Raw genomic sequence first — 13,788 nt, 5'->3', positions numbered from 1 at the left:
GTCTGGAACGCAAGGCGTTTGGGTACCATGAATGGGTCTACGACCGTTCCGGAGGAACTCCATGCTCGAGCTCAATGACATCTGCAAACGTTACGTCACGGCGGACTTCACGCAGGTCGCGCTCGACCACGTCTCCGTGGCCTTCCGCGACAACGAGTTCGTGGCGGTGCTCGGCCCCTCCGGCTCCGGCAAGACCACGATGCTCAACATCGTGGGCGGCCTCGACCACTTCGACGAGGGCGATCTCGTGATCGACGGCATCTCCACGCGCAGGTACAAGGACCGCGACTGGGACGCCTACCGCAACAATCGCATCGGCTTCGTCTTCCAGAGCTATAACCTCATCCCGCACCAGACGATCCTCGCCAACGTGGAGCTCGCGCTCACGCTCTCCGGCGTGGGCCGCGCGGAGCGCCGCCGCCGCGCGCTCGACGCCCTCGCGCGCGTGGGGCTGGCCGACCACGTGAACAAGCGGCCGAGCCAGCTCTCCGGCGGCCAGATGCAGCGCGTCGCCATCGCCCGCGCCCTCATCAACGACCCGGAGATCCTGCTCGCGGACGAGCCCACGGGCGCCCTCGACTCGGCCACCTCCGTGCAGGTCATGGACCTCCTCAAGGAGGTCGCCCAGGACCGGCTGGTCATCATGGTCACGCACAACCCGGAGCTCGCCCACCAGTACGCCACGCGCATCGTCGAGCTCTCGGACGGCAAGATCACGGCGGACTCGAACCCCTTCGACCCGGCGGCCGTCCCGCGCCGCGCGGCCAAGCAGGCCCGCCGCACCTCCATGAGCTTCCTCACGGCGCTCGGCCTCTCGTTCAACAACCTCATGACCAAGAAGGGCCGCACCATCATGACGGCCTTCGCGGGGTCGATCGGCATCATCGGCATCGCCGCGATCCTCGCCCTGGCAAACGGCGTGAACGACTACATCGCGCGCGTCGAGGAGGACACGCTCTCCAGCTACCCGCTCTCCATCACCAAGCAGAGCATGGACATCTCCGGCATGCTCTCCGAGGATGCGGGCGACGCGTCGGGGGAGGGCGAGGGGGCCGCCGACCCCAACCAGATCCCCGAGTTCACGATGCTCACGGACATGTTCGCCTCCGTGGGGTCCAACGACCTCTCGGGCCTCAAGTCCTACCTCGACGCCAACGCCGGCCTTCTCGACGAGGACGTGAACGCCATCCAGTACGACTACGGCCTCACCCCGCTCGTCTACAAGGCGGACACCTCGGAGGGGGCGGTCCAGCTCAACCCCAATGCGCTCTCCACGGCCATGACCGGCGGCGCATCGGGCACCGCCACGGCCGGCATGACGGGCGGCGGCATGTCCGTCTTCAACGAGATGATCGACGACCAGGAGCTCCTCGAGTCCCAGTACGACGTCGTGGCCGGCCGCTGGGCCAGCGCGGCGGACGAGTGCGTGCTCGTGCTCACCCAGAGCGGCCGCATCAGCGACTACACGCTCTACGGCATCGGCGTGCTCGACCCCGCGGAGCTCACCCAGATGGTGTCGAGCGCCATGAGCGGCACGGCGGGGGAGGCGGACATCGAGCGGGAGGACGTCCACTTCACCTACGACGACGCGCTCGGGCTCACGTTCAAGGTGATCGCCCCCACCGACGAGTACCGCCGCAACGACGAGACGGGCGGCTGGACCAACATGTCCTCCGACGCCCAGTTCATGGCCGACGCCGTGGCCGGCGGCCTCGACCTGCACGTCGTGGGCGTGGTGCGCCCCAACGAGTCCTCCGACGCCAAGGCGCTCTCCGCCGGCATCGCCTACACCCCCGAGCTCACGCTCGAGCTCATGGACCGCGTCGCGAGCTCCCAGATCGCCCAGCAGCAGCTGGCTAGCCCCGAGGTCGACGTCTTCACCGGCAAGTCCTTCGACACCCTCCAGGAGGAGGCGCGCCAGGGCGTGGACCTCGAGAGCCTCTTCACGGTGGACGAGGACAAGCTGCGCTCCGCCTTCTCCTTCGACACCTCCGGCCTCGCCGCCGGGTTCGACCCCTCGGGGCTCGACCTCTCCGGCCTCTCGGTCGACCTCTCGGGCGTGGCGGGCTCCATCGACGTGGAGTCGCTCGTCGCGGGGGTGCCCGCGCCGGACTTCTCGTCCATCCTCGACCAGGAGCTCTCCGACCCGGCGCTCACCACGGAGCAGCTCGAGGAGGTCACGACCCTCGGCGGCCAGCTCGCGCAGGACTTCGTCGCCTGGTGGGGCGCCAACGCCGGCGCGCTCGACCCCGAGGACCCCGAGCTCGCGCAGAAGATCGCGGGCTACTTCGAGCAGTACCTCGTCACCGAGAACGCGCAGGCGATCCTCACCCAGATCGACGCCGTGGCCGGCCCCGCCGTCCGCGGCCGCGTGGAGGAGATCGTGCGCGCCTACGTCGCGAACGACCTCGCCCCCTATCTCCAGGGCTTCATGCAGAGCATGTCCTCCCAGATCAGCTCCGCCATCTCCTCCCAGCTCCAGGCGGCCATGGCGCAGGTGCTCTCCCAGTACGCGAGCCAGGCCGCGGCAAGCCTTGCCAACCTTCAGGACGCGTTCTCGGTGGACGCCGACGCGCTCGCGAGCTCCATCCACTTCAATATGGACGCCGAGGACCTTACCTCGCTCATGGAGAGCTACGCCAACGCGAGTCAGCTCACCTATGACAACAACCTCCAGACCCTCGGCTACGCCACGGCGGACGACCCGGCGGCCATCCAGATCTACCCCAAGGACTTCGAGGCCAAGGAGCGCGTGCTCGACGTCATCGACGCCTACAACGACGAGCAGCGCGCCGCCGGAAACGACGACGCCGTCATCTCCTACACCGACTACATGGGCGTCATCATGGGCAGCGTCACCGACATCGTGAACATGATCTCGCTCGTGCTCATCGCCTTCGTGAGCATCTCGCTCGTGGTGAGCTCCATCATGATCGGCATCATCACCTACATCTCGGTCCTCGAGCGCAAGAAGGAGATCGGCATCCTGCGCGCCATCGGCGCCTCCAAGGGCAACGTCGCGAGCGTGTTCAACGCCGAGACCTTCATCGAGGGGCTCATCTCGGGACTCTTCGCCATCGCCGTGGTGGTGGCCGTCTCGGTGCCGGTGAACGCCTGGGTGCTCGCGGACTTCAACGTGGAGAACATCATGAGCCTTCCCTGGACCTCGGCAGCCGTGCTCGTGTGCATCTCCGTCGTGCTGACCCTCGTGGCCGGCCTCATCCCGAGCTCGGCCGCCAGCCGCCGCGACCCGGTGGAGGCCCTGAGGAGCGAGTGATGGCGCGGGTGCTGACAAGGGTGACAGGGTCGACTGTCAGGAAGGATTTCCTGACAGTCGACCCTGTCACCCTTGTCAGCACCGGCCGAGCGGCGGGGGAGGTGCGGTGAGCGCGTTTTCCCGGGGCATAGGCAGGGCGATCAGGACCTCGCTCGGCCGCTTCCTCGCGATCATGGGGATCGTGGCCCTGGGCTGCGGCTTCTTCGCCGGCATGCGCATGGGCGGCCCTGACATGCGCGCGGCGGCGGACGCCTACTACGACGAGACGGCGCTCTGGGACCTGCGCGTGGTCTCCACCCAGGGGCTTGGCGAGAAGGACGTCGAGCGCCTGGCGCAGGCCGACGGCGTCTCTGACGCCGTCGGCTCCACCTCCGTCGACGTCATGGCGCGCATGGGTGCCGAGCAGGTTGCCATGCGGGTGTCCACCCTTCCCGCCGAGTACGAGGGCGGCTCGTCTGAGCCCGGCATGAACCGCCTCGTCCTGCGCGACGGCCGGTGGCCGAGCGGGGCGGGGGAGTGCGTGGCCTCTGCCGACAACCCGGCGCTTCCCGTGGAGCCCGGCGACGTCGTCGAGGTGCTCCGCGAGGCCGGCGACGCGGGGGCGCTCGCGACCGAGGAGCTCACCGTCGTGGGGACCGTGAGCTCCTCGATGTACCCCTACACGGTGAGCTTTGGCTCGACCACGCTCGGCTCCGGCATGATCGACCAGTACCTCTACGTGCCGGCGTCGACCTTCTCCGAGGACGCCCCCTACACCGAGGCGTACCTGCGCGTGGCGGGCGCCGAGGGGGAGGAGAGCGGCTCTGCCGCGTACGAGGAGGCCGTGGGAGCGGTCGCCGACGGGCTCGAGGCGGACGCGCCCTCGCTCGCCGAGGCCCGCCTCGCCGACGTCCGCGCCGACGCCCAGGGGCGCCTTGACGAGGCGCGGGCCGACTTCGAGGCCGAGCGCGCGTCCGCCGAGGCCGAGCTCTCCGACGGGCGCTCCGAGCTCGACGGGGCGCTGTCCCAGATCGAGTCCGGAGAGGCGCAGGTAGCCGACGGGGAGGCGCGCCTCGCCGCCGCGCGCTCCGAGCTCGAGGCGAGCAGGGCGGAGGCCGACTCCCAGCTCTCGTCTGCCCGCGACCAGCTCGACGCCTCGCAGGCCGCGCTCGACGCCCAGGTGGCGGAGCTCGACGCGCGGGCGGGCGATGCCGAGACGGCCCGCGCGGCGTACGACCAGGGGCTCGAGGTCCTTCTCGCCAGCCTCGCGGAGCAGGGGGTCGAGGCCGCCGACCTCGACGGGGCCGTCGCGGCCCTCGGGGCGGCGCGCGATGAGCTCGCCTCCGCCCGCGAGGCCGTCGTCGGCGCCATCTCGCAGCTCGAGGCCGCCCAGGAGGAGGCCGAGGCCGCGGGCGGGGAGCTCCCCGCCGAGCAGCTCGGGCAGCTCGAGGCCGCGCGGGCGCAGCTCGCCCAGATCGACGCCCGGGCGCAGTCGCTCGAGTCCGCCTCGGCGAGCGCCTCCGAGCTCGCCTCCGCGCGAGACGCCGTCAGCGCCTACGACGCCGGGCGCGCCCAGGCCGCGGACGCGCAGGCAGAGATCGACGTCGGGCGCGCCGAGCTCGCCGCCCGCGAGCGCGCGGCGGACTCCCAGCTTGCCGCCGCCCAGGCGCAGATCGACGCCTCGGCCGCCGAGCTCGCCTCCGCGCGCGCCGAGCTCGACGCGGCGCGCGGCTCCTACGAGGAGGGCCTGGCCGCCTGGGAGGAGGCCCGCGCGGAGGCCGACGAGCGCCTCGCCGAGGCCGCGTCCCAGATCGACGACGCGCAGGCCGAGGTGGACGCGCTCGAGCCCGGAGACATCTACGTGCTCAACCGCACGCAGAGCGAGGGCACGGCCTCCTATCAGGGCGACTCCGAGCGCATGGACAAGATCGCCACCGTCTTTCCGCTCATGTTCTTCCTCGTTGCCGCGCTCGTCTCGCTCACCACGATGACGCGCATGGTGGAGGACGAGCGCGGGGTCATCGGCACCCTCAAGGCGCTCGGGTACGGCATGGCGCGCATCGCCTCGCGCTACCTCGCCTACGCCGGGCTCGCCGCCACCGCGGGGGCCGCCGTCGGCATCCTCGTCCTCTCGCAGGTGCTCCCGCTTGTGGTGATGTCTGCCTACCAGATCATCTACGCCGTCCCGCTGCCGAGCCTCCCGGTGGCGGTCGACCCCGCCGTGGCGCTCGCCTCGGCCGGCCTGGGCGTGGGCGTGACGCTCGCCGCCACGTGGGTCGCCGTCGTGGCGAGCCTGCGCGAGTCCCCGGCCGCCCTCATGCTGCCCCGCGCGCCCAGGCCGGGGAGGCGCATCCTACTCGAGCGCGTCCGGCCGCTGTGGCGCCGGCTCTCGTTCCTCCGCAAGGTCACGGCGAGAAACCTCTTCCGCTACAAGCGCCGCCTGCTCATGACCGTCATCGGCATCTCGGGGTGCACCGCGCTGCTGCTCGTGGGCTTTGGCCTGCACGACGCGATCTGGGACATCATCGACAACCAGTTCGGCCCCATCGTGCGCTACGACACCGCCGTGAGCCTGGACGAGGGGGCGACCGCCGACGAGGTGGACGCCGTCGCGGCCCGCCTCGTCGCGGACGGGCGCGCCACCGACCTCGCCCACGTTGCCACGGTCAACCTCCAGCTCTCGTCCCCCTCCGCCGAGGGGCCGGTCTCCGCCCAGGTCATCATCCCCGAGAACGCCTCGTCGCTCGGGGCCGCCATCGACCTCCACGACCGCCTGTCCGGGGCGGGGATCCCGCTCGAGGGGGAGGGCGTCGTCCTCGCCGAGAAGACCGCCACCAAGCTCGGCGTGTCCGTCGGCGGCGAGGTTCTGCTGCGTGGCCAGGACGCCGTCGGCAACGCGGTGGGCGAGGGGTGCTCCCTCACGGTCGCCGGCGTGGCGGAGAACTACGTGGGGAGCCTCGCCTACCTGGCGCCCGAGGCGTGGGACACGCTCCGCGCGGCCGGCGTGGTCGATGACGAGGAGCCGTCCTTCTCGACCATCTACGCCACGACCGACGACGACCCCGCCTATCGCGCCGGCCTCGCCGACGACCTCGCCGAGGCGGGGCCGGTCTCCACGGTGGCCTTCGTGGACGAGACGGTGGGGATGTACCGCGACATGCTCTCCGCCGTGGACATGATCGTCGTGGTGCTCATCGTGTCGGCGGCGGCGCTCGCCTTCATCGTGCTCTACAACCTCGCGAACATCAACGTGGACGAGCGCGTCCGCGAGATCGCCACCCTCAAGGTCCTCGGGTTCAGGAGGGGCGAGGTCGCCGCCTACGTCTTCCGCGAGATCCTCGTGCTCGCCCTCATGGGCGACGCGCTCGGCCTCGCGCTCGGGACCTGGCTCGAGGGCTTCGTCATCGTGACGGCCGAGGTGGACCTCGTGATGTTCGGGCGCGTCATCCACCCTGCGAGCTATGCCTGCGCGTTCGTGCTGACGCTCGTCTTCGCGGGCCTCGTGATGCTCGCCATGCGCCGCAAGCTCGACCGCGTGGACATGGTGGAGAGCCTCAAGTCCGTGGACTAGGCGAGACAAGGGGGACGGGGCGAGACAAGGGGGACGGGTTCATTTGTCTCATGGACCCGATGAGACAAATGAACCCGTCCCCCTTGTCTCGCCGTCCCACTTGCCGGGACGCGCTATGCTTGCGGGGAGACGAGAGGAGCATCGATGCTGCAGCGAGACTATATCCTGGAAATCGTGGGCCAGTTCGTGGACGGCGTGGGCGAGGCGCTGCGCCGGGCACTCGGCGGCGACGCCGGCGCGTGCGAGGACGTGGAGTCGCAGGTGGCGGAGCTCCTCGAGCTCGACCGCGCGACGGCGCTCTCGCTCGCCCCCGACTCCCTCGTGACGATGATGGTCCTCTCCGGCATGGGCGACACGGTCGCCGCGTACGTGTGCTACGCGCTCGACAGGCTCTCCCGCGTCTACGAGGCGCGCGGCGAGGACGACCTCGCCGGGCTCAGGCGCCTGCAGGCGCGCGCCGTCGCGGAGTCCTTTGACTGCGACCCCGCCACGGCCCCCGCTGAGCTCTCCTCGCTCGACGCCGAGCTCTTCTCGTAGGTCCCCGGGCCGCCCTGCCGCGCACTACGCGGACGCTGCGACGGCCTCCCCCTTGCGGGGCCTGCCGCCGCGCGGCCGCTCCTCGAGGCGGGCCCGGACGGAGTCCATCGTCACGTAGGTGTTGCGGCCGTCCCGGTAGCCGATGAGGCGCGCCGAGGCGAGCATCTGCGTGATGCGCGCGGGGGTGACCCCCAGCAGCCGCGCGGCCTCTGATGCCGTGACCTTCTCCACCGTCTCGCGCCCCGCCTGCACGGCGAAGACCATGTTCGTGCCCCCGTGGCGCGGGGCGTTGCCGAAGGTCGGCCTGGGCGGCGTCTCGCCGCGCATGTCGAAGTCCTCGAGGGTTATCTTGAGCCAGTCCGCGACCATGAGGCAGAGGTCCTCGAAGTCCTCACCCTGCGTCCCCCCGGGAAGGTCGTAGGGAGAGGCGACGTACCAGCCCTCGTCCTGCACGATCTCGAACTCGTAGACTCCGAACAACATGTCATCTCCCTATCTGCTCGGTGATTCCCGCCTGCGTGAGGATGAGCCGCGCGGTCAGCGCCCTGATCTCCCTGTGGCGGGGAACGCTCACCTCCCGACCGTCCGGATGCGAGAACCGCCCGTGCTTGGTCCCGCCGTTGGGCGCGAAGCCGTTTCTCACGAGCAGCCGGACGAGGTCCCTTCTCTTGGCCATCACGCCTTCTAAACTATATAGTCACTTTATAGTTACGTCAAGGATGAATCTCACCAGTAGCGCGGCGTCTGGCCATGAGCCTCTCGTGCAGGGCGCGCCGCCGGGCGAGGAGCCCGGGCGTGGACGGCGGAGGCGTGGCGCCCAACTCGTGGGCCACGCGGGTCATGACCCGGTTGAACCGGTCGAAGTCCGCAAGCTCGTCGCACGTGGTCTGAATGACGCGCACCCCGGGGTGCGCCGCCCGGTCGAACGGCTCCGCCAGCGGGTCGTCGACGATCTCCAGCGCAACTCCCTGCTCCGGCCAATAGAGCGCCATGGGTCCTCCTCACCTCGCGTCCTCTGGGGCGCCCATGCTACGCGAAGGGCGCGCGGGATTGTCTTCCCGCCAGCTGACGCGTTGCTGACGCCGCAGGTGAGGGCCTCCGCCCGGTGAGACAGATCGAACATATTGTCGGCAGGCGGCCTCGCTTCGCCCGCGGGCGCGGGCCTCCGGACAGCACGGCGCGCGGGGACGTCGGAATCCGTCGCGTTCTGCACCGCCGGCTGAGTGGGGCGTTGCGCGCCCGCCCGCGGGGGACGTAAGGTTGTCACGAGACGTCAAGAAAGAGGGGGAGGCCCACATGGACAAGATCGAGCGCCGCCGGGTCAGCGACGACGAGATGGGGGAGGCCGTCTACGTGCTTCCGGCAGAGGAGCTCGACAGGCCCTCGGCCGCGTCCGGGCTCTCCCTGCGCGCGCGGGCGGCCATCGCCGTCGCGCTCGTGGTCGTGGCCCTTGTGAGCGGGTTCCCGCTGCGCGAGCACTTCTCTGCGCCGGAGACCTATGCCGACACCATCGCCACCATCGACGAGAAGAAGGCAAACGTCCTCGGCCTCGTGGCGAGCTCGACCGCCCTCTCCGCCGCGATCACCGCCATCCCGGACGACACCGGGACCCCCGTCGCCGAGAAGCTCATGGAGGTCTCCGGGGACCTCGGCATCGTGCTCTCGGTCCTCTACCTCGAGAAGTACCTGCTCACCATCTTCGGCCTCGCCGCCTTCGGGATACTCGTCCCCGCCGCCTGCGTGCTGCTCGCCGCCGCCGCGCTCCTCGCCGGGAGAGTCTCCTGGGACGGGGCGCTCGCCCGGCTCGCCGCCAAGCTCGTGGCGCTCGCGCTCGTCATCCTCGTCACGATCCCGGCGAGCGTCGCCGTCACGCGGATGATCGACGACACCTACGCGGGCTCCGTCGCGCCGGTCGAGGAGGTCGCCGAGGCGCAGGCGGACGAGCAGTCGGACGAGGGCGGCTCTCCGCTCGACTTCATCCTCAACCTGCCCAGCATGGTGGCAGACGGGCTCACCAGCATCACGGACGGCGTCCTCGACCAGGTGAACGCCCTCATCGAGTGGCTCGCCGTGATGGTCGTGACGTCCTGCGTGATTCCCGTGATCGTGCTGCTCTTCTTTCTCTGGGTGGCAAACGCCATCCTCGGGATCGACGTCAGCGCCCCCATGGGGGCCCTCCGCGGCCGGGCGCGGCGTCTCATCCCCGCGCGGAGGGGACGCTAGCCCCGCGTTGACATGCAAAAATCTGCATATTAATCTATCTGCAAACTTTTGCATGTCATGAGGGGAGAAGAACGTGGACGCGATGCCCATCGACGTGCCGCGCCAGGCGGGAATCTACGTGCGCCGCGCCCGCGAGGCGCAGGGCATGACGCGCTCGCAGCTCGCTGCGGCGTCGGGCGTCTCGGAGCGGCTGCTCGCCTCGCTTGAGCTTGGCGACGCCACGGGGATTCGCCTGGACAAGCTGCTCGCGGTCTTTTCGACCCTGGGGCTCTCCCTCGTGGCGCGGGGGGAGAGGATCGCCGCGTCGGACCCCGCTCGGGCGCTCGTGCCAGAGACGACGCCCGCCGCCCCCTTCCCAGACCTCGAGTCTTCGCGCACGCCGGCTGGCCCCAGCGCATTTCCCGCGCCCGCCTCCTACTCTGACCTCGTTCGCGAGATTGCGCGCGAGCAGGGGGTCGTTATCGCCGAGGGGGCCGCGTAGCCGTGCCCGCCATTGACCTCCGCGTCCTTATCGCCGGCGTCCCCGCGGGGACGCTCCGTCAGGATGGGCGCGGACTCATGAGCTTTCGCTACGACGAGTCCTATCGTGGCGTCCCGCTCTCGCTCTCCATGCCCGTCTCGAACCGGACCTACGGGCAGGACGTGGTTCGCCCGTACCTCTTCGGCCTGCTTCCTGACGGCGAGCGCCAGCGTCGCGCCATAGGGCGCGAGCATGACGTGAGCGCCAACAACCCCGTGGCGCTGCTCGATCACATTGGCCTGGACTGCCCGGGAGCGGTGCAGTTCGTGCGTCCGGAGCGCCTTGGGGAGGTCGTGACGCACACGGGGGAGCTCCGCGAGCTCACGGACCACGAGGTCGCCCTGCGCCTCAGGACGGTGCGCGACGAGGGGGACGTCACGTGGATGGGCACGGGGGAGCGCTGGTCGCTCGGCGGGAGCCAGGGCAAGTTCGCGCTTGCGGGGAGGGGCGGCAGATGGTACGAGTGCCGCGGCGCAGCCCTGACCACGCACATCCTCAAGAACGGGGTGGCGGGGTTTCGCCTCCAGGCGCTCAACGAGTACGTGTGCATGCGCTGCGCCCAGCGATGCGGCGTCGCCGTCGCGCAGGTGGCCTACCGCTTTTTTGAGGATGAGCCGGCGCTTGTCGTCGAGCGCTACGACCGCGTGCGCGACGCGTCGGGCAAGGTGGCGCGCCTGCATCAGGAGGACCTCTGTCAGGCGCTCTCGGTGATGCCGGACAGCAAGTACGCCGCAGACGGCGGCCCTTCCGCGCGCGACGTCCAGCGGCTGCTTGCAGGGACGGCCCACAGCAAGCTCAACCTGCTGCTCTTCTCGCACCAGCTGTTCTTCAACGCCCTCATTGGCGCGCCCGACGCCCACGCCAAGAACTACTCCGTGCTGCTCGGCCTTGGAAGAAACGCGGGTCTTGCCCCCATGTACGACGTCGCCTCGGGCCTTGCCTACGAGCGCATGAGGCGCCGCGCGCGCCTCGCCATGTCCGTCGGGGGCGAGAACCGCGTGGGGCGCGTGGGTGCGGGCGCCATCCGGCGCTATGCGGGCGAGGGCGACGCCGAGCTCGCGAGGCTGCTCGATCGCGCGGGCCTCACGGCGAAGTCGTGCGTGGCGCTCATGGCCGACCTCGCTCAGGAGATTCCCGTTGCCATGGAGGAGGTCTTCGAGGAGTCGTCCGCGCTGCCGGGCGCCGACGAGCTGCGCGAGCGGCTGCTCGGCCCGGTGACGGAGAACTGCCGGCAGACCCTGGCGCTGCTCTAGCCGGCGCGTCGCGGGGCCGCGGCGGACGGCGCCCCGAGTACAATTGAGCATCCGGACACCCAGCGAGAAGGACGGGAGGACCCGCGCCCATGCCCTACGCGAGCGTCGTGCTCGACATACCAACGCGCCACCTCGAGGGCGCGTTCTCCTACGCGGTGCCGCCCGAGCTCGCGGGGGAGGCCAGGACGGGCTCGACGGTCCTCGTGTCCTTCTCGCACCGCATGGCGGTGGGCTACGTGCTCGCCGTCTCCGAGGAGCCCCCCGAGGGTGTCTCGGCGGAGCGGGTCCAGCCCGTGCTCCAGGTCCTCGCGCCGCCCGCCTTCGACGAGGCGGCCGCCCGCGTGGCCATGTGGATGGCGCGCGAGTACGCGTGCCCGCTCTGCGATGCCGTGCGCCCGTTTCTGGCCCCGGGGCAGAAGCTCCGCGTGACGCGCGCTGCCGAGGACGCCCCCTGGGAGCTCCAGACCGAGCGCGCCGGCGCCGTGGACGTCCGCTGGGCGAGCCTCACCCCCGCGGCGAACGACTTCGTCCCCGCCAGGACCGCCTCGCGCCAGCGCGCGGTGATCGAGGCCCTGCGCCAGGGACCGCAGCGCGTGGCCGAGCTCTCCGCCACCATCCCGGGGGCGGCCTCCGCCGTGACGGCGCTCGCCAGGAGGGGCGTCGTGGCGATCGAGAGCCGGCGGCAGATCCGCGGCGCGGACGCCACCACGCTCTCGTCGGCCGCCGCCCCGCGGCCCGCCGAGCTCACGCGGGGTCAGCGCGCCGCCCTCGCGGCCATCGACGAGGCGCGCGCCGCCGGCCGGGGGGACGTGGTGCTCGTGGACGGCGTCACGGGCTCCGGCAAGACCGAGGTCTACCTCGCGGCCATCGAGCGGGCGCTCGCGGACGGGCGCGGCGCGCTCGTCCTCGTGCCCGAGATCTCGCTCACGGCGCAGACCGTGGGCCGCTTCCGCAGCCGCTTCGGCGACGAGGTGGCCGTGCTGCACAGCCGCCTCTCCGCCGGGGAGCGCTTCGATCAGTGGGACCTCGTGCGCGCCGGTCGCGCCCGCGTGGTGGTGGGCGCGCGCTCGGCGCTCTTCGCGCCCCTGGCCAGCCCCGGGCTCATCATCATCGACGAGGAACACGAGGGCTCCTACAAGCAGGACAAGTCCCCGCGCTACCACGCGCGCGAGGTCGCGGCGCGGCTCGCCCGCGAGCGCGGCGCGGCGCTCGTGCTGGGCTCGGCCACGCCCTCCCTCGAGGCGCTCGAGCGCTGCCGCGAGGGCGGCTTCGGCGGCGCGCGCTGGACGCGCGTGGAGATGCCGGAGCGCCCCGGCGCGTCGGTGCTGCCGCGCGTCACCGTGGTCGACATGGGGGAGCAGTTCAGGGGCGGCGGGCGCTCGATCTTCTCGGCGCCGCTCGTGAGGGCGCTCGAGGGCGTCGCGGAGCGGCGCGAGAAGGCCGTGCTGCTGCTCAACCGCCGCGGATTCGCGAACTTCCTTATGTGCCGGGACTGCGGCTGCGTGCCCGAGTGCCCGCACTGCTCCACGGCGCTCACCTACCACGAGCGCGGGCACCTGCTCGCCTGCCACACCTGCGGGAGGAGCTGGCCCGTGCGCGCCTACCCCGACCCCTCGACGAGCTGTCCCAACTGCGGGAGCCGCTACCTCGCGGCCTTCGGCGTGGGCACGCAGCGCGTCGAGGACGAGCTCTCCATGCTGCTGCCCGCAGACGTCGAGGTCATCCGCATGGACGCGGACACCACGCGCGCCAAGGGCGCCCACCAGCGCCTGCTCGAGCAGTTCGACGCCGCGGAGTGCGCGGTGCTCGTGGGCACGCAGATGATCGCCAAGGGGCTCGACTTCCCGGAGGTCACGCTCGTGGGCGTGATCAACGCGGACACCATGCTCAAGCTGCCCGACTTCCGCGCCGCCGAGCGCACCTACGACCTTTTGGAGCAGGTCGCGGGCCGGGCGGGCCGCGGCGAGCGCCCCGGCGAGGTCATCGTGCAGACCTGGTGGGCCACGCACCCCGCCATGCGCGCCGTGGCGTCCCACGACCGCTCTGTCTTCCTCGAGGCGGAGCTTGCCGAGCGCGCGGAGGCGGGATACCCACCGTTCGGCCGCCTCGCCAACGCCGTCGTGTGGGGCCGCTCGGAGCGGGGCGTGCGGGAGGTCTCGGCCCGCCTCGCCGACGCGGTCCGCGAGCGCGTGGCAGACGCCCCCGGCTGGGAGGTGCTCGGCCCCGCCGACTGCGTCAGGGCGCGGGCGAAGGACCAGGTGCGCCGCCACGTGATGGTGAAGGCGCCCACGGGCGCGGACCTCGGCGGGATGCTTTCCGCGTGTGCCGCCTCGCTTGGCCGCCTGCCGGGTATTAACATGGCAGTGGACGTTGACGCATACGACATGATGTGACCCTCGGCGCCGGGGCCCAGAGCCCGGCGCCCGGA

Annotated in this window: 10 protein-coding genes; 7 read left to right on the top strand and 3 right to left on the bottom strand. The window is 71.2% G+C overall.

The features are described from left to right. Positions 1 to 61: 61 nt before the first annotated feature. From H6A23_RS04240 to H6A23_RS04230, 3 genes are all read left to right on the top strand, one after another. A complete protein-coding gene (locus H6A23_RS04240; protein WP_204830947.1) occupies positions 62 to 3,277 on the top strand; it encodes an ABC transporter ATP-binding protein/permease in 3,216 nt (1,071 codons plus the stop codon). Between the two features lie 106 nt (positions 3,278 to 3,383). Continuing rightward, positions 3,384 to 6,827, top strand: coding sequence for an FtsX-like permease family protein (locus H6A23_RS11665; RefSeq protein WP_353653008.1), 3,444 nt, complete (start codon positions 3,384 to 3,386; stop codon positions 6,825 to 6,827). A 144-nt stretch (positions 6,828 to 6,971) separates the two neighbouring features. Then, positions 6,972 to 7,364 carry a hypothetical protein gene (locus H6A23_RS04230; RefSeq protein ID WP_204830946.1) on the top strand — a complete coding sequence of 131 codons (393 nt, stop codon included), beginning with the start codon at positions 6,972 to 6,974 and terminating at the stop codon, positions 7,362 to 7,364. Between the two features lie 24 nt (positions 7,365 to 7,388). On the opposite strand, the gene H6A23_RS04225 is transcribed toward H6A23_RS04230, so the two are convergent. From H6A23_RS04225 to H6A23_RS04215, 3 genes are read right to left on the bottom strand one after another with little or no spacing between them, the layout of a single operon-like run. Then, positions 7,389 to 7,847 carry a type II toxin-antitoxin system HicB family antitoxin gene (locus tag H6A23_RS04225; protein WP_204830945.1) on the bottom strand — a complete coding sequence of 153 codons (459 nt, stop codon included), beginning with the start codon at positions 7,845 to 7,847 and terminating at the stop codon, positions 7,389 to 7,391. Position 7,848: 1 nt separating this feature from the next. Continuing rightward, the gene (locus H6A23_RS04220; RefSeq protein ID WP_204830944.1) at positions 7,849 to 8,040 is read right to left on the bottom strand and encodes a type II toxin-antitoxin system HicA family toxin; all 192 of its coding nucleotides are present in this window, start codon (positions 8,038 to 8,040) and stop codon (positions 7,849 to 7,851) included. Between the two features lie 37 nt (positions 8,041 to 8,077). After that, positions 8,078 to 8,356 (bottom strand): hypothetical protein, encoded by a 279-nt coding sequence (locus H6A23_RS04215; protein WP_204830943.1) that lies wholly within the window; start codon positions 8,354 to 8,356, stop codon positions 8,078 to 8,080. Positions 8,357 to 8,660: 304 nt separating this feature from the next. Here H6A23_RS04215 and H6A23_RS04210 point away from each other — a divergent pair, with 304 nt between their 5' ends. The 4 genes from H6A23_RS04210 to priA all read left to right on the top strand — a co-directional run bounded on the left by H6A23_RS04210 (position 8,661) and on the right by priA (position 13,753). Continuing rightward, a complete protein-coding gene (locus H6A23_RS04210) occupies positions 8,661 to 9,587 on the top strand; it encodes a hypothetical protein (RefSeq protein WP_204830942.1) in 927 nt (308 codons plus the stop codon). An 82-nt stretch (positions 9,588 to 9,669) separates the two neighbouring features. Further along, positions 9,670 to 10,068, top strand: coding sequence for a helix-turn-helix domain-containing protein (locus H6A23_RS04205; RefSeq protein WP_286165799.1), 399 nt, complete (start codon positions 9,670 to 9,672; stop codon positions 10,066 to 10,068). Between the two features lie 2 nt (positions 10,069 to 10,070). Further along, positions 10,071 to 11,360 carry a type II toxin-antitoxin system HipA family toxin gene (locus H6A23_RS04200; protein ID WP_353653007.1) on the top strand — a complete coding sequence of 430 codons (1,290 nt, stop codon included), beginning with the start codon at positions 10,071 to 10,073 and terminating at the stop codon, positions 11,358 to 11,360. A gap of 89 nt (positions 11,361 to 11,449) precedes the next feature. Continuing rightward, positions 11,450 to 13,753, top strand: coding sequence for a replication restart helicase PriA (priA, locus tag H6A23_RS04195; RefSeq protein WP_204830940.1), 2,304 nt, complete (start codon positions 11,450 to 11,452; stop codon positions 13,751 to 13,753). The last annotated feature ends 35 nt before the right edge of the window (positions 13,754 to 13,788 follow it).

Source organism: Olsenella uli (assembly GCF_016900775.1).
Lineage (GTDB): Bacteria > Actinomycetota > Coriobacteriia > Coriobacteriales > Atopobiaceae > Thermophilibacter > Thermophilibacter uli_A.
This window is presented reverse-complemented; position numbering and strand designations above follow the sequence as displayed.